Origin of the sequence: Methanobacterium paludis, assembly GCF_000214725.1 — an archaeon.
Lineage (GTDB): Archaea > Methanobacteriota > Methanobacteria > Methanobacteriales > Methanobacteriaceae > Methanobacterium_C > Methanobacterium_C paludis.
Genome location: NC_015574.1, coordinates 2390460 through 2412421, shown reverse-complemented (window position 1 = coordinate 2412421; position 21962 = coordinate 2390460). Strand labels below are relative to the sequence as shown.

Genomic DNA, 21962 nt, shown 5'->3' with positions numbered 1-21962 from the left:
TTTATATCCATTGGTTTTTACAAGTATGTTAAAGGTATATTACCCAATCATGCGTAATAATTCACAAAAACAACCATATAATTAAAGTTTTCAATTAAGAGGACTTAAAATGGAAAATCACGGAAAGGAATATCTCCTTTGGATTGGACGTACACTGACACTATGGGCCAGCGAAGTTGTTGGGCTCATGATCATGGCTTCAATTGTTCCTGGTCTGACTGTAGAAAGTTGGGAGACTGCAATAGTGGCTGTTGCAGTTATTGGGCTTTTAAATGCATTTTTATGGCCATTTCTATCTTACTACACCCTTAGTTTCCTGGTTTTCACCTTTGGTGTAGGTGCACTTCTTTTGAACGGATTTATTATATGGATTGCAAGCCAGTTCGTGCCAGGGATCAGTATAAGTGGATGGGCATTTATTCTGGTACCTATTGGAATTGCAGCAATAAATACCGTGGTTTCAGCTATTTTAACCATAGATGATGAGGCATCCTACTACAGGGCCGTACTTGGAAGGGATCTAAAACATAGGGTTAAGGATGTTGATACTGGAAAACAGGGATTCATATTCCTTGAGATCGATGGCCTTGCAGAATCAACCCTTAAAAAAGCCATAAGCAGGGGGTACATGCCCACCCTTAAAAGCTGGCTTGAAAAAGGGAGCCACAGGATCAAAGGTTGGGAAACGGACCTGTCAAGCCAGACCGGTGCGTCCCAAGCAGGAATCCTCCATGGAAACAACCAAGATCTGCCTGCATTTAGGTGGGTTGAGAAGGAGAATAACAACAAACTAAGGGTTTCAACGGGCTTGTTCGACGCTCCTTTGATTGAAAAACGTGTATCTAATGGCAAAGGTCTGCTTTCAGTTAACGGTGCCAGCAGGTCCAACCTATTTTCTGGGGATGCCACCAACACCATTTTCACCTACAGCAAACTCAGCAACCTGAAGATGTTCTACACCAGGGCATGGTACTTCTTCTACTCAAACCCATACAACTTCGCACGTACATTAGTGCTTTTAGTCGGAGACATGTTCATGGAAATTGGGTCACGTATAAGACAGTCGATAAAAAATATTAAGCCACGGATGAATCGCAGCCTTCTCTATTTACCAGTACGTGCGACTGCAAACGTGTTCCTCAGGGAGATAACCACCTACACAATAGCTGGAGATATGATGGCGGGTAAGGTGGATGCAGCATACGCAACCTATGTGGGGTACGATGAAATAGCCCACCATTCTGGTGTTGAAGACTTCGATGCATTTTATGCCCTTAGAAAAATTGATAAACAGTTTAAAAGACTCGAAAATGTAAGAAGAGATGTGCCTCGTCCTTACAATCTCATCGTACTTTCTGATCATGGGCAAAGTAACGGTGCAACATTCAAACAGCGCTACGGTATTACACTTGAGGATTTGGTGCGCGGATTACTCCCAGAGGACATAACTATCCACAGCGCCCTTTACACCAACGTTGACCACTTCAGTCAAGCTGTTAAATATCCTATAACTGAAGGTAAAGATTTTATAAATCAAAAAACAGCAAGCACAGTTGAAAGCAGCAGAGAATTTGGGAGAAGTGTAATGGCATCGGTCACTGAGAACCCATTCATAAGACGGACGTTTAAATCTCTGGATAAACCCCAAAAAATGCATAAACCTCGATATATTTCCCCAGAAGAAGCTCAAACAGTTGTTTTGGCCTCAGGGAATCTGGGCCTAATATACTTCAATGAATGGGATGGACGCATGACCTATGAAGAGCTTAACGAAGCATTTCCAAACCTCATACCCGGTATTGTCCGGCATGAGGGTATAGGATTTATAATGGTGCGCTCTGAAGAACATGGAACCATTGTAATAGGTTCAAAGGGGACTTATTATCTCGATGATGATGAATTTGAAGGAGAAAATCCACTTTCAGACTTTGGTGCAAATGCTGCCCACCACCTAAGGAGGACTGACAGCTTCAAGTACGTGCCTGACATCATTGTAAACAGTTTTTATGACCCTGAAACAGGGGAAGTTGCCGCGTTTGAGGAACTTATAGGGAGCCATGGTGGAATTGGGGGTAACCAATCCCAGCCGTTTCTAATGCATCCTGTGGAATGGAATATTGATGATGAAGAGATCGTTGGGGCTGAAAAGGTTTATCACACCTTAAAAACCATGATGGAGAAGAGTTGGAATCTTCATGAGACTTTGAATAGTGTGAATAATAAATAAAAATGATTTTTTTGACTAAGGTATTGTTGATAATAGGAGGGGCTGATAAAATTTAGGGTACAGTTTAAACTTATAAGGGGAGTTTGAATCTTTTTTAATAGTTTTATTTATCAAATTAGTTAGATCATTAAGCTCAACGAGTTTAAAAAAAGTTTATTAAATTCTCAAATTCTAGGAAAAGATTTAAATACAGAATTTTAATGATTAAAAGATATGTACATGAAACAATTGCTTTTATACTTTTTTGCATTGGTACTGATAATTCTAGGAGTTTACAGTTTTATATACCTTAAAGATTACTCTTCTGGAGCTGTATGGACAGTTGTGGGTGTTTTTTTCATGGCTGTAGCTTACCTTAAGATCAGGAGTTAACAGTTAACTTTTATATTTTTTAGAATACTGGATAGAGTAGCAATAAACCAAAACTCTCTTCAATGACCCCATTCCAGGTCTCTACATCGAATTATTTTTATTGAAATATCATTTTTATTGAAATATCTAACCTTTCTCTGGTTTCATTTCTATTTTTTCAAGTGCTATTTCTACAACATTTTTCATGGTAGGATTTTCATCCAATGCTTTTTTGAGGGGGGCTACTGCTTCTTTATCTCCCAATGCACCCAAACTCAGTGCAACAGCGTATTTCACCCCATTGTTTTCATCTTCTAAAACATTTATCAGGGGTTTAACAGCACGTTTGTCATTGAATGTGCCAAGTGCAAGGGCAGCAGTTTCCCTTACATGCCAATCTTTGTCTTCAAGAGCTTTTATCAATGGATCCACGGCTCCTGGATCCCCAATTTCTGCAAGAAGTTCTGCAGCATCTTCTCTAACGGCCCAATCATCATTTTGGAGTTCTTCTATGAGAAAATTTATCCTTTTATGTTCTTCAGGCATTTCATACCCTCCGAAATGTTTGTTTTTAAAAAAGTCCTTTTATTATTATATGTATCTAATCTTTTAATACAGTTTTCATTTTATTAAGATCATTTAAACAGACTCTTTTGAACCATTTAAAACCTTAAAGTAAAAAAATATACTTTAAAAATAAGATACCATTAGTTTTAGATATAAATGATGAGAAAACAGAATAAGAGCGACTTAACAAGTAGAAGGCCGTTAAAAAATATTTTAATAACTTAAATTCGTTAATCTTTAAAAATTTTTAAGGGACAAATCCTAAAAATCCTAAAAATCCTTAATATCTCTTTAATATCATTATAAGCTTGGATCCTTATAAAATCCGTTTAATATCATCTGGTTGCCCTAAAACTTCAATATCATCGAATTTGTGGAGTTTCTGGGTGTTTTGAATGTCTATTTCCCTCATATGGATCGTGATGATTTTCCCACCAGTTACGGCTCCAAATGGGCATGCCAACTGGCAGGCCCCGCAGCCCTTACATTGTAGTAGGTTTATCTCAATACCGGGGGTTATGGCATCTGAAGGGCATGCTGCAGCTGATTCACAGATTTCACAGCTTTGGCACAACTTTAGCTCGAGTTTTGAGGGCAGAACAGTTTCAACATCACCTGATTCCAGATCCACTGGAATTATGCAGGTTTTAATCCCTCCTTTACCTGCCTGAGCAACTGCGTTGGTTATTAAGGTGTCTGATATTCCATTTACTATTTTAGCCACGGTATTTGCAGTTGTTGGAGAAACGAATAGAAGGTCGTACTTTCCAAGTGAAAAACGGCCGGTCATGGGGAAGCTTGACCTCTGGTCGTCTTCACGAACAAGTTCCCTGTAATAACCGCCTGTCACATTTTTAACCCTGTCAAAGAGGCCGTACATTTTAAGAACTTCCTCTCCTGCTCCTGAAAGCATAACAGTTACAGTATGTTCTTTTGAAAGTTCAACGAGAATGTCGACACTTTCCTGAAGCAGGTGTCCTGCTCCTGTAATTCCCCAAGCTATTTTCATATGTTTCTGCCCCGAATTTTCCAAATCTCAAAAAAAAATTCTGAAAATAAAAAGAGATGAAAATTTATTTTCAAATCTTAACATCAAATGATCCATAAACACGCTCAAATTAAGCCATTTAACATCTAAATATAATTATACTCAAAATATTCTGAATATAATCTATACTCAAAATATAAATCATATTCAGAATTCTATGTACTTGTAGGCGTCATCTTCCTTGAATGCATAGTGAACTTTGTTGTACTGGCCCATAAACTCTGTTACTTCGTCTTTAACATTTTCACTGTTCATTGCAACCCTTTTGATGAACTCTGCAACTTCACTCATGTGGGATTCTTTCAATCCTCGTCTTGTTATTTCCTGGGTTCCGATACGGATACCTGATGGATCATCAGAGCGGTTAACATCATCCCATGGAAGCAGGTTCTTGTTGAGGATTATGTTGTTTGATTCAAGTTCTTTTGCCAGTTTTGCAACGTCACCAAGGTTTGAAACATCCATTGCGACCTGATGGCTCTCTGTAAATCCAAGATCTTCACACAGTACATTGAATCCGAGTTCGTAGAGGTTCTGTGCAAGGGCTTTGGCATTTTTGATGATCTGATCTGCGTAGGCGCTACCGAATTCCAGCATTTCCGCGGTTGCAATTCCAAGGGCTGCCAGGTGGTGGAGATGGTGGTTACTCACAACACCGGGGAAGACTGCATCATCAATTTTACGGCTTATATCTTCTTTACAGAGTATTATACCTCCTTGTGGGCCAGGGAAAGTTTTATGGGTACTTCCTGCAACAACGTCTGCACCCTCTTTGAGTGGGTCCTGGAACCTACCCCCAGCTATTAACCCCAGCACGTGTGCTCCATCGTACATTACTTTTGCACCCACTTCGTCTGCAGCTTCTCTTGCCTCTTTAACTGGGTGTGGGAATAGGAATACACTTCCACCTAAAAGCACGATCTTAGGTTTTTTCTCTAAAATCTCTTTTTTCATGGCGTCTGGGTCTATGTTCATTTTATTCTCATCGAAAGGATGGGGAGTTACTTTTAATCCCCTTACACCAGCTGCACTAACATTGGCATGGCTTATATGGCCACCTACAGGTACTTCTAACGCCATTATGCGGTCGTTGAAGTTTGCAAGGGCAAAAAATGTTGCTAAATTTGCAACAACACCAGATACGGGTTGTACATTTGCGTGCTCTGCTTTGAATATCTTCTTCGAGAGGTCTACTGTTATATCCTCTATCTGATCCACATATTTGCAGCCCTCGTATAACCTACAGCCCGATAGACCTTCAGCGTATCTATGGGAAAGATCTGAAGCTAAGGCTTCCCTAACGCTTGTGCTTGTTATGTTTTCACTTGCTATAAGATTTATACTATTTTCCATCCATTTATGATGCTCTTTTGTAAGTTCTTTTATTTTTAGAGCGTATTCCTGATTTTTAGACATTAATTATCCTCCAAAATAAACATTAAATTAATTTGTTAAGGGTACCTTGATCTATGTATAAAATCCACCGGGTATAAATACTTTCAAAATAAACAATTTTGAGAGTTAGCGCATTTAACTCTTTAATTTACTTGAATTTTAATATTTAAACTTTTTATTGGATTTAACTGATTTATTAAGATTTTTTAAATCTAAAGATTCCTTATTAAAAAATTGGAAATGTGAGAATAATATGGGTTAATCCAGATTAATTAATTCAGGATTAACCCATTTTAAAGAGGGTTTTGGTCTTCATTTCCTCAAGATTTGTGACTATACGTTCCAGATCCCCTGCAGGAATACTTACCATAACGTCTTCAGGGTTCAGGTTCATGTTATTTCGAGATCCGATATCACCGAAGCCGTAAGTTACCTTGCCTGTGATATAGGGTCTGGCTGCCATGGAACTGCAGATCGGCCCAACGTCGGCCCCTTCGTTTTGGACTCCTGAGTCGTAGGTATTGGCATGCAGTATTTCCATGCCCTGTCTTGCGTTACCCACGATGAAAATAATGTCTGGCTCGAATGGGGACTTTTGAAGGGGTGCAAACATTATTGCCTGGAATATGCCCGGGTCAATGGCTACGTTGTGTTTCCAGGCCCGCTGTGTTGCAGGGATGTTTTTAAAAACCCCTCCTGGAATAAGGAATGAACCGCTCTGCATATTTGGAGGGAATTCTTTTGGATCATTCATTCCTGAGTATCTCATGCCACCCATACATTCCTCTTCATCGGCAGTTGAATAGAAGATCTTCCCATTCATGGCTTTTTCAAGTTTGGTGCAGAACCTTGACTTTCCTTCCTCTTTTTTCATGTTTCTTGGCTCTCTCACGGACCATTTTAAAGCTACAGGTTCCCTTTCAAGTTTCAATATTTCTTTTAGTTTTCCACCCAGTTCCTGGTACACTTTTCCAACTCCCTATTTATTAAAATGAATGTGAGGATAATAAAAATTTTCTATTTTTTCTAATTTTCATACTGAATATTTTCAAATATTCTAAAAAGTTTAGAAAGACTACTTGGATGATCGATGAAAACTAAAATGTTAAATTTGAATTAAGAAGATGAAAACTGATATTTAGTTTCATATTATAAACTTGAAAAAAATAACCTATAAACTATGATACAATCGAAATTTGGGTTCATTTTGAGAATAAGTCTAAAAATAAGTCTAAATAATTCATTTAGGTAATAAAATCCGTTTTGTTAAACCGATTTTGTTGAAATAGTATTTGAAATAAAACAAAATAAAACAGCATTGAAAGAAAAATAAAGAAAAAGAAGGGTTTAAACCCTGCTTATTTTGCTGGTTCGTTTAGTGCAGCTTCAATCTGAGCCATAATCTGAGCTGTTTTGAAGTGCTGCTGGTCAAGTGCTCCAGATGGGCATGCTCCTACACAAGTTCCGCATCCTTTACATAATGCGATGTTTATGTGAGCTTTTTCATCTATCCTTTCAATTGCACCGAATGGGCATAGTTCTATGCACACTTCGCATCCACCGCAGACATCTTCGTCTACTAATGCAACTATAGGTTCGATTTCCACTTCACCTTTAACCATTGGTATTGCTGCTCTTGCTGCTGCACCTGATGCTTGTGCAACTGCGTCAGGAATATCTTTTGGTCCCTGTGATACTCCTGCAAGGTAAATACCGTCTGTTAATGTGTCAACAGGCCTGAGTTTTGGGTGAGCTTCCATAAGGAACCCATCAGCACTCTTAGAGATACCTAAAGTCTGTCTTAAGGTTTCTATACCTGCTGGTGGCTGTAGACCTACAGATAAAACTACCATGTCGTAGTCGTATTCTGTGACTTTTCCAAGGAAGCTGTCTTCTGCTCTTATGGTTAAACTTTCGTCAGGGTTCTCTATTACAGATGCTGGTCGACCTCTGATGAATTTGATACCATATTTCTCCTGTGACCGTTTGTAGAACTCTTCAAATCCTTTACCAAATGCCCTTATATCCATGTAGTAGATTGCAACTTCGGTGTCAGGTTCGTGGTCTATGATAAGCTGAGCATTTTTCATTGCGTACATACAGCAGACCCTTGAACAGTATGGTTTGTGGATCTGTTCGTCCCTTGAACCAACGCACTGTATAAATGCAACACGTTTTGGTGTTTTGCCGCTTGAAGGCACAACAACGTGTCCCTGAGTTGGTCCTGATGCGTTTATGTATCTTTCAAGTTCAAGACCTGTTATGACGTTTTTAGCATCTCCGTAGATGTATTCTGTCTTCTCTGTTGGATCGTATGGGTCGTAACCTGTTGCAACTATGATGGTACCAACGTCAAGTTCGATTTCCTCTGGTTCCTGTTCGTGGTTGATTGCTCCCCTTTCACATATTGTGTCACAGAGGTGGCATTCGATACAGTAATCGTTGTCTATGGTTGCACATAGTGGAACTGCCTGTGGGAATGGTATGTAGGTTGCTTTTACCATACCAACTCCTTCATCGAAGTAGTTTGGTATTTCTATTGGGCAAACTTCACTACAGCTTCCGCATCCAGTACATAACTCTTCGTTTATGTACCTTGGTTTTTTCTCTACTGTGACTTTGAAGTTACCTATGTAACCGTCGACATTTTTGACTTCTGAGTAAGTTAGAAGTTCGATGTTCTCGTGTTTTCCAACGTCTACCATTTTAGGTGCGAGGATACACATGGAACAGTCGAGTGTAGGGAATGTTTTGTCCAGCTGGGCCATTCTTCCACCTATGGTTGGATTTCTCTCAACCAGGTAGGTTTTGAATCCCATGTCTGCAAGGTCGAGTGCGGACTGAATTCCTGCAACTCCTCCACCTATGACAAGAGCTTTGTCTGTAACAGATACTACTTCAGATTCTAAAGGCTCTAATAATCTTGCTTTTGCAACTGCCATTCTTACGAGGTCTTTTGCTTTTTCGGTTGCTGCTTCGGGTTCATCCATGTGCACCCATGAATCGTGCTCCCTGAGGTTTGCAAATTCAAATAGGAACTGGTTAAGTCCTGCTTCTCTGACAGCTCTCCTGAATGTTGGCTCGTGGAGCCTTGGGGAGCATGCTGCAACAACTATTCTGTTAAGTCCCTTTTCTTTAATATCATCCTGAACAAGGTTTTGTCCTGGGTCTGAACACATGTACTTGTAGTCTTCAGATACAACAACATTTGGAAGTGTTGCTGCGTAATCTTTTACGGCTTCAACGTCAACGACACCGGCTATGTTAATACCACAGTGACAAACGTATACTCCGATTTTTGGTTCTTCGGTTGTTTCTTGTTTTTTTTCTTCTGCCAATTAGATCACCTATTCCAATTAATATGTGACAATTATTATGTTATGGTCTAACGTCTAACACCTCAACAAATAAAGTTTTCTATTTATTTTTTTATACAAAGTTTATATATGAGAAGATTTAGCTCAAATTTAAATTCTCATAAAACAGTATTTTAGTTAAATAATCCTTAGTTTTCATTTAATTCTAATATAATCTAAAAAAAACTTTTAAAATTATAAAAATAATTAGTATCCAGATTAAAATTACAATTAAACCTATATAACTGTTTTTTGGTTTATTATTCTTAAATTTAAGTCGTGCTTCTGTTCTATGCTCCTTTAAAATCTCTTTTGGGATCATCTTAATTAATATGGGAACACCCACAGTTACAAGGAGAAAATCATCCAGGTAGCCGAGAACAGGTATGAAATCTGGTATGAAATCGATAGGACTTAAAATATAGGCCACAAAAAGAATTATAAGAATTCTAACATATAATGGAACTCTTGGATCTTTGTAAGACAGGTAAAGGGCGTAAGTTTCATATTCAAGTTTCTCAAAATTCTTTCTCCACTTCTTACCCCAATTAACCTTCATTTTGACGTTCCAACCATTATGTTTTAATTCTTACTTTTTTCTTTATTTTTCCTTGATTATATTAACGCCATTATAATGGGTAGGGTTACCATGCTGAACACAGTACTTAAAAAGATGCAAGCACCTGCAGCTTTAACATCCAGTTCATAGGTGATTGCCAGTACAAGGGCAAGCATTGCTGAGGGCATTGCAGCTTCCGTAACGGTTACCTGACTGTTAAGACCGCTTAAACCAAGAATACTAACCATTAACAATGCAACTAAAGGCGCTAAGATGAGTTTAATACCCGAAACTGCTAAAGCTTCTTCAACGTAGTTTTTCAGGCTACCCATCTCCAGAGAAAGCCCAAGAGACATCATTATTAATGGAACAGCAGCCCCACTTAAATATTTAAGGATGGTAGGGGCCATAGAACCTATGTTAAGATGTAAAAGGTTAACTGATACTCCGAGTATTATACCCCACAGCGGGGGAAATAGAAGGGTACGTTTGGCTATTGTTGAATATTTTCCACCAAAAACCAAGAGCAAAAGAATTCCAAAAATTATGAATATGATGGTAGAACCCGCATCATAGAAAACAGCCCTTACAAGCCCTTCGGCACCAAAAACACCTAAAACTATGGGGTAGCCCATAAAACCGGAGTTGAACATTGCTGATGTGACTGTGATGCTCCATCGAGTTTTTTTAGGATATTTCCTTATTTTTGAAAAGATGAAGCCCATTAAACCCCCTAAAGCCCCGACTGATAAACATATCATTGTTATCTCTGCAAGGCTTCCTATGCTAGATAGATCTGCAGTGTACATTGCCATGAAAATCAGCGACGGGATGGCTATGTTAACAACGATCTTGTTGAGGCTGATAGAATCTTCTGGTTTCAAAAGTCCGACACGCTTGGTAGCGTATCCTATTATTATAAGAACGATAATGGGAATTATGGTTTCTAGTGAGTTCATTTTATCATTCGATTTTTTTTAAATTTTTTTAATTTTAAATGAGTTGGATTGATTACATTTTAAAATACATTACATTTAGAATAAAAGATTTTAGGATAAAATATGGGTAAAAAGAATTAGTTCTAGTGATATCTTATGACCATCATATCTTCAATTCAGAGATTGATAGTGTTTATTATAACTATTATTTAAGTATTTTTTAACGTTGTTAAATTATGTTATGATATTATAACTGAAAATTAATGAATCAAATTTTTACAAAATAAGTTTCGATTCTGGCACAGATTTTACTATCTTTGATTATTTATGATAGTATTGACGTTCGAAAACTAAAAATAAAAAATAGAGAAGGAATTAAAGATTTAATTTTTACTTTCAATGCTTAAAGGTAAAAAAATATTAATCTACAACTCCTTCGGTAACTATCTTGAACACAGCTTCTCCCTCTGGCAGGTGAGGACTGTCCACAAGCCTTGCAATCCTCTTACCTGCAAGACCTTTCTTGAGCCATATCCTGTAGGTTGCAGCGTGTGCAAGAATGTGTCCACCAACAGCTTTGGTAGGGCTACCGAAAAATGCGTCAGGCTTGGACTGTACCTGGTTGGTCACAAAAACAGCCACGTTATAGGTGTTTGCAATCGTTTGCAATGTGTGTAAGTGCTGGTTCAATTTCTGCTGCCTTGTTGCGAGGGTTTCCCTTCCGACGTACTCTGCACGGAAGTGGGCCGTCAATGAATCTACGATTACAAGTTTAATATCTGTACCTTTCTGTATCAGTTCGTTGATCTTGTCTGCCATCAGGATCTGATGACTTGAGTTGAATGCCCTTGCAATGTGTATTTTCTGCAGAACTTCTTCCACATCCAGTTCAAAGCCGTCTGCAATCTGTTTAATCCTCTCAGGCCTGAAAGTATTTTCTGTGTCTATAAAAACGCATTCTCCTCCAAGTCCACCTTTTTCTGGGGGTAGCTGAACAGTTACGGCAATTTCATGTGATATCTGACTTTTACCCGAACCGAATTCACCGAATACTTCTGTTATAGATTGTGTTTCAATTCCACCACCTATAAGTTCATCAAATCCGGTGCTTCCTGTAGTTAATCGCCCCACATCTTTTCTTCTTTCCATTACGTCCAGAGCAGTTTCAAAATCAATTTGTTCTGATTTTCTTGCGGCTTCTATAACCTTTTCAGCAACACCCTCACCAATCTCAGCTTTAACACTTAATTCTTTGGCCGTTGCTGTTGCAAGCCTCATCATATCAGCAAATCCTGCATCTCTCAGTTTCTGGGCAGTTTTCTCTCCAACATTTGGTAAATCCTCTAGTTCCACCATTTTAATCTCCTTTTAAACTTTATGACTATTTTATGCTTATAAATTCTTATTTTAAAGAAATTTTTAAAGAATTTTAATATTTAAAGAAATATTAAAGATTTAATGATCAAAGTTTTTTATCCAGCACTTTTTTGGCATTGAGCCGTATCTCTTCGTTGTACTCATCGAAGCTTGCATCTGCAATTATGGTGATCTCCTGACCAACCAGATCCTCAACTTTCTCTTCAAGGGAACCCTCATCTCCAGTTTTCTCGATAACGTCCCTCACTTCATCGGTATTCATTCCAATTAACTCTTCAGCTGCCGTTCTAAAGAAGGTGGTTCTCATGGTTCCAGTATCGTCCTCTACCACACAGGAAATTATCATGAGGTAATTAGGGTTTTCTATTTCCTCCCCACATATATCGCAGATATAAGCGTTATCAGAGAATGTAACTCTTTTATTACAATTTGGACACATTTCATAGAGTATTTTGTTTCCATATGCCTCTACGACCTGTCCTATTACTTTTATATTCTGGTCTTCTTCTTCAATTTCATCGATCTTCCGTGTTTTGTAGATCATATCCTTAATTTCATCGAAAGACGGTAATTTCTCAATTTCATCTTCTTTTGGTTTTGTAACAAGGGTACTTCTTCCAATACTTATTTCTACTCTATTTTCTCGCATTTTTACCTGTGGGTTTTCGATTTTTACTGGATCGCCCTCTTTTAATGGTACTTCTGCTTTGTCGTCCCAGAGTGAGGATCGTATGACTCCGGTACTGTCTCCTATTTCGATGGTTCTGACCAACCCTGTGGTACCGTCATTTCTCTGAAATTTATTTGGATCATAAACGTTTATTATCCTTCCAATCAGTCTTACGTTACGGTCACTCTCTGTAAGTTCATCGATTTTCTTAGTTGTGTATATCCTGTTCTCTATTTCGGTTAAAGACGGGATATCTTTAATTTCTTCAGGAGTTGGTTCACTTATCCTCGAAGTTTTCCCTATGCTGAGCTCCATGTAATCTCCAAGCCTGGTTCTTGCATTTTCGATTTTTACTGGATCGCCCTCTTTTAATGGCATTTCTGCTTTGTCGTCCCAGAGTGAGGATCGTATGACTCCTGTGCTGTCTCCTATTTCAATGGTTCTAACCAATCCTGTGGTGCCATCGCTTCTCTGGAATTCATTTGGATCGTAGACATTTACTATTCTTCCCACTATGTCCACTTCGTCCCCTTCATCATCCCTATCATTTAACTCAGCTACTTTGACAGGTTTGATGTACTCGCAACGTTCTTCCAGTATTTTTTTCAATTTATCATCTATTTCCGGATTTATGATTATTTTGCTGTTCCAGTTGGTGTTTATCCTGTATCCTGTACTGGAATACTCGTCAAATTCGATGTTTCCGCCGATTATTTTGAGTATGTCCTTCTGTTTAATGTTCAACTTTGTTTCATCGGCGTCATCGTTCCAGAGTGTAACCCTTATACTGCCGGTATCATCCTGGATTTCAACGGACTTAACTTGTCCAGCGGTCCCGTCATTTCTTTGAAAGGTTATTTTATCATAATTTTTGCACACAACCCCAATTATGGTGACGTTCCTCATTTCATGGGCATCTCCAATTTTAAGAATGCTTTCACTGAATTTCGGAACATCAAATTCTCCTTTAATTATTCTTCCAAGCCATGAATGGGTTAAAGATATTTCTCCATTCCTTTCACGGCCCAGTGCTCCGAGTATTTTAACAGAATCTCCCTCTTTGAGTTTAAGATCTTCTATGAGATTAGTGTCCTTGTTCCAGAGAGTGTACTGTATTGTCCCAGTTTTGTCCTGAATTTCGAGAGAAGCGACTTTACCATCTTTACCGTTCTTATCGAAGCTTCTTATCCTTGGTATCCTGATGATTCCCGCTATCACGTTAACCTGCATGTCACCTTTAATGTCCTTTATCTGGGTTATGCTGTCATCATACTTTGGAAAGGCCTTGAAAATGTCTTCAGAATCTTCAGGGATTTTTTTAATTGTTGAGTCCATGTTCATCTGTAGTTCATCCTCTCTGAACCCTTGTTTAACTTCAACACTGTTTACTTTGACTATATCTCCTTCTTCGACATCTTTGAGAGATCTTATGTTGTTTGTCCAGAGTACAACACGTATTTCGCCGGTCTCATCGGCGAGTATAATATTTGCAAGTTTCCCGTTTTTTCCCTTCCTGCTGGTGAATTTTTTAACGTTTGAGATGTGAATGATACGCCCAGTCACACTGATGTTATCCTGTCCGGATACCAGTTCAGAGATTTTTTTCTGTTCATTCTTCTCTGAAAGAGGGGTGTTTTCTTCGTTTATGTATTCCCCAGTGATCGTCCTTGCTATATCGAGATCACTCATGAAACTCACATCTTCATAGTCGTGCTTCCTTTCGTCCATTTTCTTTAGAAAGTCCTCGTATGGGATTTTATCCTTGATTCTCTCATATTCTTTCTTTATTTCTTCTTTAATCTCACCAGTCATTTGGGTTCCCTCACTAAAATATTTCTTATCACTGGTTAAGTACTCTTAGCCAGTGCACATGAGAAGTATTTTTCATGTTTCAATTAATATAATTATTACTTAATATAAATATGTTATTACTTTTTTTTTAAGTTTATAAGATTAGTATATAAAATTGCTATAAATATTTAGACCTATATTCTTATTTTACCTACTTAATAACTTATCCATGCTTGATAAGACTATTCGATAATAAACAATAATTTTATTAAATTTATTTAAGACGATAATGAGTTTTAAGATATAATATAATGGGTACTGATTTTTTGATGAATAATCCATTGATATGGTTTCATAGTTTTCAAAACATTTTTATAATAGTTAGTTAGATAAAACTATATATTCTGTGGAGTGACAATATGAATCAAGAGCTTGAGCTTGTAGAATCAATGGATAAATTAAGTGAATTAATTAGAAAGTTCCAAACACAGCTTCTTACTGGGGATTTAAAAGAATATACAATTCGTCAACTGTATTATATTGAATTAATCAATAAGAACGAAGGAATAAGCGTTTCTGAACTATCAAAAGCACTGGACGTTAAAAAATCAACAGTTTCAGTAGCTATTAATCAGTTAATAGGGCTAGGAATTGTGACTAAGATCCAATCTAACGTTGATAAACGGTTTTATTTCCTTCAGTTGACGCCGAAAGGTAAAAATATTATGAAAATGCATAAGCAGGTTCATAAAAATACAATTAAAAAGATTTTAAAGATTTTAAATCCTGAAGAGGTTGACAACTTCATTAAAATTATAAAAAAAATTAGCTAATAAATGGGCTTGATTTGGCCCATTCTGGTAAAAATATTCATTTTAACAATTATCCATTAAAATTATCCATTAAATATGAATTATCCATTTAAATATGGTAATTTTAATAAAAGGAGGAATTACATGTCCATGACAATGGCAGAGAAAATACTTGCAAAAGCCTCAGGTAAAAAAGAAGCAGAGGCTGGAGAAATAGTAATGGCAAATATAGATGTTGCAATGACGCATGATCTAACAGGACCATTATCTGTGGAATCATTTGAGAAGATAGGCGTAGATAAAGTCTGGGATCCAGAGAAGATAGTTGTTGTGTTTGACCATCAGGTCCCTGCAGATTCGATTGAAGCGGCCAATAACCACATTCAAATGCGTAAATTCGTGAAAGAGCAGAAAATAAACAACTTTTACGATGTTAGGGAAGGAGTATGTCATCAGGTACTGCCTGAAAAGGGGCACATTGTTCCAGGAGAAGTTGTAGTTGGAACAGACTCCCATACATGTACACATGGTGCGTTAGGAGCATTTTCAACAGGGATAGGTTCAACTGATATGGCAATGGTCTTTGCAACGGGTAAACTGTGGTTCAAAGTTCCTGAAACCATAAAATTTGATATCACAGGGAAACTATCCGACTATGTCTACGCAAAGGATGTCGTGCTCAACATCATTGGAAAAATTGGTGCAGACGGTGCAACCTACAAGGCATGTGAATTCGGGGGCGAAACAACTCAGGAGATGTCCGTATCTGATAGAATGGTTCTTTGCAACATGGCCATTGAGATGGGAGGAAAAACAGGCCTTGTAGAACCTGACCAAAAGACCTTTGATTATCTTAAAGGAAGGTCAAGTAAATCGTACGAGGTCATGAAGACGGATTCTGATGCAGCATCTCTTAAAACCATGGAAATAGATGTCAACGATCTTGAACCACAAGTAGCGTGTCCTCATCATGTTGACAACGTCAAACCTGTTTCAGAGGTTGAAGGAACACAGATTGATCAGGTTTTCCTTGGATCATGCACAAATGGCAGATTAGATGACCTTAGAACTGCTGCAAAGATCCTTAAAGGCCACAGTATATCCAACAATATTCGAATGCTTGTTATACCTGCTTCAAGGGAGATATACACTCAAGCCATGGATGAAGGACTTTTAAGGACATTTGTGGATTCAGGTGCTCTTGTTTGCAACCCTTGCTGCGGACCTTGCCTTGGAGGCCATGTTGGATTGGTTGGCCCAGGAGAGGTGAGCCTTTCAACATCCAACAGGAATTTTAAAGGAAGACAGGGAAGCCCTGATGCTGAAGTCTACCTCAGCTCAGCAGCAGTTGCAGCATCATCTGCAATCTACGGAAAGATCACGGATCCAAGGGCAATGTAAATTAGGATATAAAACTGGATTTAAAACAAGTTTTAATTTAACTTGTAAATAAACACACAGATAAACAAATGAAGTAATTTAATAAAATAAAATCACTAAAATAAAGGTTTAAGGTGTTAAAATGAAAGGAAAAGTCTGGAAATTTGGAGATGACGTTGACACTGATGTAATAATTCCCGGAAGATATCTGGTCTTAAAAGGTGAGAAGGAACTTGCAGAACACGTTATGGAAGGAAGCGACCCTGATTTCTCTAAAAAAGTTAAAAAAGGGGACATAATCGTTGCAGGAAAAAACTTTGGATGTGGTTCTTCAAGAGAACACGCACCAATTGCCCTTAAGGGTGCTGGGATTTCTGTAGTGGTTGCAGAGTCATTTGCCAGAATATTTTACAGGAACTCCATAAACGTGGGACTCCCACTTTTAGAGGCCAAAGATATTTCAAAAAATATCTCCCAAGGTGATGAAGTCGAAATAGACATGGATAAAGAGATTTTAAAGGATTTAAACACATCTAAGGAATTTGAAGTCCAAGGATTACCTGATTTCATGCTTGAAATTTTAAATAAAGGTGGTTTAATCCCTTATCTGAAAGAGCACATTGCCGATATAAAAGAAGATTAGGTTAAAAAAGGAATTAATTTAATTAATTAGGGTTCATTAAAATCTAATTTATTATTTTTCAATCCTTTAAAATTTATATAAGTGACTATTAACTGATTAAATTGATTAAAAAATTCAAATAATTGGTTAAACAATTTAATTGGTATAATAAACGATTTAATTTCACATAAACATGATATTTATCTAAGAAATTTTATCTAGAAATTCAGGAGTTGATACTATGGGATGTTGTTGTGGTAATAATGGAAATGGTTGTACGCATAATACGTATAAAATAACGGTTATACCTGGTGATGGGATAGGAAAAGAAGTTATGGAAGCGGCATTGCATGTGTTAAATGCATCTGGCATTGAATTTGACTACACCTTTGCCGATGCAGGGGATGAATACGCTGAAAAAACCGGCGTTGCACTTCCTCAAGAGACAATTGACGCTGTGAAAAAGTCACAGGCATGTCTTTTCGGAGCTGTTGGAGAATCAGCTGCAGATGTGATTGTTAAACTTAGAAAAGAACTTGACCTCTATGTTAACCTTCGTCCTGTACATTCCTATGGAAAGGCAGGCAAGTTTGGTGATGTAGACTTTGTAATAGTCCGTGAAAACACAGAAGGTCTTTACTCGGGTCATGAAGAGTACACTGATGAGGGAGCAACAGCTTTACGTATTACCACACGTTCTGCAACACGAAGGATCTGTGACTTTGCATTTGACTACGCAAAAAAAACAGGAAGAAGTAAAGTTACAGCTGTGCACAAAGCAAACGTGCTTAAAAAAACTGATGGTATATTTAAAGAAGTTTTCTACCAAACAGCAGAAAAATATGATGATATTGAATCCAATGATTTTTACGTTGATGCAACAGCAATGTACTTGGTCACCAGGCCCCAGGACTTTGATGTCATAGTTACAAGCAACCTTTTCGGTGATATTCTCTCAGATGAGGGAGCAGGAATTGTTGGAGGACTTGGATTGTTACCATCAGCAAATATTGGGGATAAGAACGGAGTATTCGAACCAGTACACGGTTCTGCACCGGATATTGCAGGCAAAGGTATAGCAAATCCATCTGCAATGATACTGTCTACTGTGCTGATGCTGGAATATCTTGGAGAGCCGGATGAAGCCAGGAAAGTTGAAAAAGCACTGGTTGAAACCATTGACGAGGGTAAGATAGTTACATCCGACCTTGGAGGCAGCTCGTCAACCATGGAAATGGCAGAAGAGGTAGCAAGAAAACTTTCAAAGTTATAATTTACGATATATAACCTTTAAAACTTATTATTTTAGTTATAGGTTATTATAAGTTAATTATAATCTTTTTGAACGCAGGTTAGATGAAATTAAAACGTGATGAACTGTGAGTACTGAATGAGGGAAGATGTATAACAATAGTTATATAGGTTTGTGTAGGAATGTTCAAACATCAGATCGAAAATTTATGAGAATTTAGGAGATCCACTATGGAAAATGCTGATATAAGAAAGGACATACCAATGCTTGATGAAATCATTTATATGGATGCTGCAAGCACAACACCCACCCCAAAACCAGTTGTAGATGCAATGTGTAATTATTATTATAACTACAATGCAAATATAGGTAGGGGGGCCTACAGGACTGCAGTTAAAGCTAGTAGTGAGTTCGAGAAGGCTCGCTCCAAGATCGCGAAGTTCATAAACTCCAAACCTGAAGAGATCATATTTACCAAGAACACCACAGAGGCCATAAACCTTGTTGCACACGGTCTTGACTTCAAACGAGGGGATTCTGTGATAGTTCCCAATATAGAACATCATTCCAACTTTCTGCCGTGGTTAAACCTTAAAAAGAGGGGAGTGAACCTCAAGATAGTTCAAGCCGATAAATATGGTGTCGTTGATGCAGCTGACATTGAAAAAGCCGTTGATAAAACCACCAAACTTATAACAATCACCCATGTCTCAAATGCTATAGGATCTGTCCAGCCAGTCTATGAAGTAGGGGACATAGCAGAGGAAAATGATCTTCTTTACATGGTGGATGCTGCGCAGTCTGCAGGCCACATGGAACTCGATGTGAAAAAAATCAAAGCAGACTTCACGGCATTCCCGGGGCATAAGGGAATCATGGGTCCTGTTGGAACTGGATTCCTTTACTGTAAGGCCGATAAAATGAACGGGCTTCAGCCAGAGAACCTTGGCGGTGGAACAGTATTTGATGTTACAGAGGATGACTTCAAACTTGCAGAGGGTCATGCAAGATTTGAAGGCGGTACACAGAACATAGCAGGAGTCATAGGACTTGGAACTGCAGTGGATTACATAAAAAACATAGGACTTGACAGGATTGAGAAGCATTCCCAGAAACTCACCAAGCTGATGTTCGAGGGGATCAATGATGTTGATAACACAACAGTTTACGGCAATCCAGAAAATATTTATGGGATAGTGGCCTTCAATATAAATGGCGCAAATCCACATGACGTCGCTAAAATACTGGACGAGCTCAAGAGGATATGTGTTAGGAGTGGTCACCACTGTGCAATCCCTGCCATAAGACACACAGGAGCTTATGACTTTGGGGGGAGTGTGAGGGCTTCGATTCACTGCTACAACACCAAGGATGAGGTTCAGATATTAAGCGAGACCCTTGCAGAGATTTCGCAGTTTTTTGGAGCGTGAAACATGACAAGAGCACAGTTTATAGCATTATTTATAATTCTCATAATGGTTTTAAGTTCAGTTGCGGCTTTTGTAGCTTATATGGTTTAAAGTATTACAAGTACTAATTATTTAAGCCAGATTTGGATTTGAAGGTAACTTTTCTTAACCCTGAAATTTTATCCAAATATTTTCTAAGTCGAAACGAATTTTTTTTAAATTGAGTGGAGGTTATAAAATGGTAAAAGTTAGAATAGGAGCTGTAGTATCTGAATTCAACTACGATATAACTCATATGATGTTAGAATTAGCAAAGGAACATGCTAAATTTTTAGATTCTGAGATAACAGAGGTTATAACAGTTCCCGGTGTCTTTGATATGCCCCTTGCAATAAGAAAACTCCTTGAAAAGGATGACATCGATGCAGTTGTAACTATCGGTACTGTAATAGAAGGTGCAACAGGACATGATGAGATTGTAGCACAGCATGCTTCACGTAAAATAGCAGACCTTGCACTGGATTACAACAAACCAGTTGGCCTGGGAATATCCGGCCCTAAAATGACAAGACTTGAGGCACATCAGCGTGTTGATTATGGAAAACGTGCTGTTGAAGCGGTTGTTAAGATGTGTGAACGTTTAAAATAACTTGAAATAATTTTTTATTTTCTATTTTTAATTATTTTAATCATCATTTACTATCATGTTTGTGAATTTGGAATAACCTTTCAGAAAGATGTACCTTCATTGATTTTTTAAATAATTCTTTTTAACTATTTTTTAGTAACAGAGTAGTCTACAATTATTTATTGAATTTTATTTTATACGAATTTAAATATTAAAAAATCAAATTAAAAAAGATAAAAAATGATCTACTTACAATAGTATTTAACATTTAACAAAAATCCAACTTAATCTAGAAAATCTAGAATTCTAATAGTAATTTTAAAATTCTAATTGTAGAAATTTAATAGTTTTAATAGTAAATCTGTAGAATATTATATTTAGAAATAATTTTCTGTGGAAATAATTTTCATTAGTAACAAAGAGTTAGTTGAACATTTAAAAAGATTTATGGAGATATTTTATGGAAATATTGACCCCTGACGATTTAAAAGAGAAATTCAAGGACCCGTGGGTAGCACCCTACAAAAAGGTCCTTACAATGGTTGATGATGACCTGGTGGAACTTGTTGAATACCACCCCTGTATAGCAGGGTCTGGATGGATGATTTATCAGTACAAAAGAACAAGCGAACTAGTTTTAGATTCAAAAAAAGATGGCGACAAACATACTTACTTAGTTAAGGTTGGAAAAACCGATCTAAACCTTAAACCCAGCTTTGCAGCAGCTGGAATTGAAGAGGTATCTGTCGATGGGGAGGAAGTGAAGGTTGTACATGCGGGGCTTGCAGGCGCAGGTGTTGGGGCTGCAATGTGCCGGGGAATGGCACATGGAGTGAAACGTGTGGAACTTTATGATATAGGAGGAGGTTCAAAGGTTGGAAGAGCTGCAGTTGTAACTCCAAAACTCCAGAAAGTTGTTATAGGAATCGACGACACCGACACAAAGCAGGAAGGCGCTACATGGACCCTTGCAAACAATATAGGCATGAAACTCAGCCAGATGGGTTTTGAATATCTGGATCATGTCACTTGCCAACTTTTCCCACACAACCCAAACAAAACCCAGAACTGCGTTGCAATAGCACTGGTATTTGCTGTAAAACCTGGGGAACGAGATAAACTCGTAGAAAAAACATGTGAACTTCTTAGGGAGAGCACCCTTTCTGATAAAACTGCAATGGCAGTTCTAGATGGAATAAATATTCCAGCAACGCTCAGATCATACGGAATATCAGCTAAAAAATCTATGAAAACCATTGAAGAGGCTGAAGAAGTTGGAAAAGAAGCGGGAGTTCAATTTGTTGAGGTCACAGGTTCTAGGGGTAAGATAGGGGCTCTTGCAGCGTTAGGACTTTATGAGGATATGGAAGAAGCTGTTAAGGTTTATTATTAAAATAAAACCCCATTTAACTGTAAAAACCTTTATGTGCAGGATTTTATGCACGACTTATTTCTTTTTTGCCATTTTTTATTTTTTTTGAAATTCCCTAAACTCTCTATTTAATTGTTGATCATTGAGTATCATTTATTAAAAATTAATCAATTACTTTAAAATGCTGCTTAAATGTTTAAGTTTTTTA

General features: G+C 37.8%; 18 protein-coding genes. 9 read left to right on the top strand and 9 right to left on the bottom strand.

What is annotated here, in order from left to right; genetic code table 11:
• The first annotated feature begins 109 nt into the window (after positions 1-109).
• Together MSWAN_RS11535 and MSWAN_RS12860 are read left to right on the top strand one after the other, a co-directional pair.
• Positions 110-2227 (top strand): phage holin family protein, encoded by a 2118-nt coding sequence (locus MSWAN_RS11535; RefSeq protein ID WP_013826830.1) that lies wholly within the window; start codon positions 110-112, stop codon positions 2225-2227.
• A gap of 219 nt (positions 2228-2446) precedes the next feature.
• Positions 2447-2599: a hypothetical protein gene (locus MSWAN_RS12860; protein WP_154645735.1), complete on the top strand. Its 153-nt coding sequence runs from the start codon at positions 2447-2449 to the stop codon at positions 2597-2599.
• 126 nt (positions 2600-2725) lie between these two features.
• On the opposite strand, the gene MSWAN_RS11530 is transcribed toward MSWAN_RS12860, so the two are convergent.
• The 9 genes from MSWAN_RS11530 to MSWAN_RS11490 all read right to left on the bottom strand — a co-directional run bounded on the left by MSWAN_RS11530 (position 2726) and on the right by MSWAN_RS11490 (position 14300).
• Positions 2726-3124 (bottom strand): HEAT repeat domain-containing protein, encoded by a 399-nt coding sequence (locus MSWAN_RS11530; protein ID WP_013826828.1) that lies wholly within the window; start codon positions 3122-3124, stop codon positions 2726-2728.
• 337 nt (positions 3125-3461) lie between these two features.
• Complete coding sequence (locus tag MSWAN_RS11525; RefSeq protein WP_013826827.1) at positions 3462-4154, bottom strand: dihydromethanopterin reductase (acceptor); 693 nt, start codon at positions 4152-4154, stop codon at positions 3462-3464.
• Positions 4155-4340: 186 nt separating this feature from the next.
• The gene (glyA, locus tag MSWAN_RS11520) at positions 4341-5609 is read right to left on the bottom strand and encodes a serine hydroxymethyltransferase (protein WP_013826826.1); all 1269 of its coding nucleotides are present in this window, start codon (positions 5607-5609) and stop codon (positions 4341-4343) included.
• A gap of 262 nt (positions 5610-5871) precedes the next feature.
• Positions 5872-6555, bottom strand: a complete 684-nt coding sequence (locus tag MSWAN_RS11515) for a DUF169 domain-containing protein (RefSeq protein ID WP_013826825.1) — start codon at positions 6553-6555, stop codon at positions 5872-5874.
• A gap of 391 nt (positions 6556-6946) precedes the next feature.
• A complete protein-coding gene (locus MSWAN_RS11510; RefSeq protein WP_013826824.1) occupies positions 6947-8926 on the bottom strand; it encodes a CoB--CoM heterodisulfide reductase iron-sulfur subunit A family protein in 1980 nt (659 codons plus the stop codon).
• 184 nt (positions 8927-9110) lie between these two features.
• Positions 9111-9503, bottom strand: coding sequence for a YkvA family protein (locus MSWAN_RS11505; protein ID WP_013826823.1), 393 nt, complete (start codon positions 9501-9503; stop codon positions 9111-9113).
• A gap of 56 nt (positions 9504-9559) precedes the next feature.
• On the bottom strand, positions 9560-10462 hold the full coding sequence (locus MSWAN_RS11500; protein WP_013826822.1) for an AEC family transporter: 903 nt from the start codon (positions 10460-10462) through the stop codon (positions 9560-9562).
• Positions 10463-10861: 399 nt separating this feature from the next.
• A complete protein-coding gene (radA, locus tag MSWAN_RS11495) occupies positions 10862-11797 on the bottom strand; it encodes a DNA repair and recombination protein RadA (RefSeq protein WP_013826821.1) in 936 nt (311 codons plus the stop codon).
• A gap of 106 nt (positions 11798-11903) precedes the next feature.
• Positions 11904-14300, bottom strand: coding sequence for an OB-fold nucleic acid binding domain-containing protein (locus MSWAN_RS11490; protein WP_013826820.1), 2397 nt, complete (start codon positions 14298-14300; stop codon positions 11904-11906).
• A 398-nt stretch (positions 14301-14698) separates the two neighbouring features.
• Here MSWAN_RS11490 and MSWAN_RS11485 point away from each other — a divergent pair, with 398 nt between their 5' ends.
• The 7 genes from MSWAN_RS11485 (at position 14699) to mmp11 (ending at position 21775) form a co-directional block, all read left to right on the top strand.
• Positions 14699-15112 carry a MarR family winged helix-turn-helix transcriptional regulator gene (locus tag MSWAN_RS11485; protein ID WP_013826819.1) on the top strand — a complete coding sequence of 138 codons (414 nt, stop codon included), beginning with the start codon at positions 14699-14701 and terminating at the stop codon, positions 15110-15112.
• Between the two features lie 123 nt (positions 15113-15235).
• Positions 15236-16492 (top strand): homoaconitase large subunit, encoded by a 1257-nt coding sequence (hacA, locus tag MSWAN_RS11480; RefSeq protein WP_013826818.1) that lies wholly within the window; start codon positions 15236-15238, stop codon positions 16490-16492.
• Positions 16493-16613: 121 nt separating this feature from the next.
• Positions 16614-17114 carry a 3-isopropylmalate dehydratase small subunit gene (locus MSWAN_RS11475; protein ID WP_013826817.1) on the top strand — a complete coding sequence of 167 codons (501 nt, stop codon included), beginning with the start codon at positions 16614-16616 and terminating at the stop codon, positions 17112-17114.
• Between the two features lie 220 nt (positions 17115-17334).
• On the top strand, positions 17335-18366 hold the full coding sequence (locus MSWAN_RS11470; protein ID WP_013826816.1) for an isocitrate/isopropylmalate family dehydrogenase: 1032 nt from the start codon (positions 17335-17337) through the stop codon (positions 18364-18366).
• A gap of 209 nt (positions 18367-18575) precedes the next feature.
• A complete protein-coding gene (locus MSWAN_RS11465; protein ID WP_013826815.1) occupies positions 18576-19775 on the top strand; it encodes an aminotransferase class V-fold PLP-dependent enzyme in 1200 nt (399 codons plus the stop codon).
• Positions 19776-19992: 217 nt separating this feature from the next.
• Positions 19993-20403 (top strand): 6,7-dimethyl-8-ribityllumazine synthase, encoded by a 411-nt coding sequence (ribH, locus tag MSWAN_RS11460; RefSeq protein WP_013826814.1) that lies wholly within the window; start codon positions 19993-19995, stop codon positions 20401-20403.
• 439 nt (positions 20404-20842) lie between these two features.
• Positions 20843-21775, top strand: a complete 933-nt coding sequence (gene mmp11 / locus MSWAN_RS11455; protein ID WP_013826813.1) for a methanogenesis marker protein 11 — start codon at positions 20843-20845, stop codon at positions 21773-21775.
• Positions 21776-21962: the final 187 nt, after the last annotated feature.

What these genes read in the sequence shown, in the direction of transcription:
- MSWAN_RS11535 (WP_013826830.1), top strand. Translation starts at nt 110, where the DNA reads ATGGAAAATCACGGAAAGGAATATCTCCTTTGGATTGGACGTACACTG.
- MSWAN_RS12860 (WP_154645735.1), top strand. Translation starts at nt 2,447, where the DNA reads ATGAAACAATTGCTTTTATACTTTTTTGCATTGGTACTGATAATTCTA.
- MSWAN_RS11530 (WP_013826828.1), bottom strand. Translation starts at nt 3,124, where the DNA reads ATGCCTGAAGAACATAAAAGGATAAATTTTCTCATAGAAGAACTCCAA.
- MSWAN_RS11525 (WP_013826827.1), bottom strand. Translation starts at nt 4,154, where the DNA reads ATGAAAATAGCTTGGGGAATTACAGGAGCAGGACACCTGCTTCAGGAA.
- glyA (WP_013826826.1), bottom strand. Translation starts at nt 5,609, where the DNA reads ATGTCTAAAAATCAGGAATACGCTCTAAAAATAAAAGAACTTACAAAA.
- MSWAN_RS11505 (WP_013826823.1), bottom strand. Translation starts at nt 9,503, where the DNA reads ATGAAGGTTAATTGGGGTAAGAAGTGGAGAAAGAATTTTGAGAAACTT.
- MSWAN_RS11500 (WP_013826822.1), bottom strand. Translation starts at nt 10,462, where the DNA reads ATGAACTCACTAGAAACCATAATTCCCATTATCGTTCTTATAATAATA.
- radA (WP_013826821.1), bottom strand. Translation starts at nt 11,797, where the DNA reads ATGGTGGAACTAGAGGATTTACCAAATGTTGGAGAGAAAACTGCCCAG.
- MSWAN_RS11490 (WP_013826820.1), bottom strand. Translation starts at nt 14,300, where the DNA reads ATGACTGGTGAGATTAAAGAAGAAATAAAGAAAGAATATGAGAGAATC.
- MSWAN_RS11485 (WP_013826819.1), top strand. Translation starts at nt 14,699, where the DNA reads ATGAATCAAGAGCTTGAGCTTGTAGAATCAATGGATAAATTAAGTGAA.
- hacA (WP_013826818.1), top strand. Translation starts at nt 15,236, where the DNA reads ATGTCCATGACAATGGCAGAGAAAATACTTGCAAAAGCCTCAGGTAAA.
- MSWAN_RS11475 (WP_013826817.1), top strand. Translation starts at nt 16,614, where the DNA reads ATGAAAGGAAAAGTCTGGAAATTTGGAGATGACGTTGACACTGATGTA.
- MSWAN_RS11470 (WP_013826816.1), top strand. Translation starts at nt 17,335, where the DNA reads ATGGGATGTTGTTGTGGTAATAATGGAAATGGTTGTACGCATAATACG.
- MSWAN_RS11465 (WP_013826815.1), top strand. Translation starts at nt 18,576, where the DNA reads ATGGAAAATGCTGATATAAGAAAGGACATACCAATGCTTGATGAAATC.
- ribH (WP_013826814.1), top strand. Translation starts at nt 19,993, where the DNA reads ATGGTAAAAGTTAGAATAGGAGCTGTAGTATCTGAATTCAACTACGAT.
- mmp11 (WP_013826813.1), top strand. Translation starts at nt 20,843, where the DNA reads ATGGAAATATTGACCCCTGACGATTTAAAAGAGAAATTCAAGGACCCG.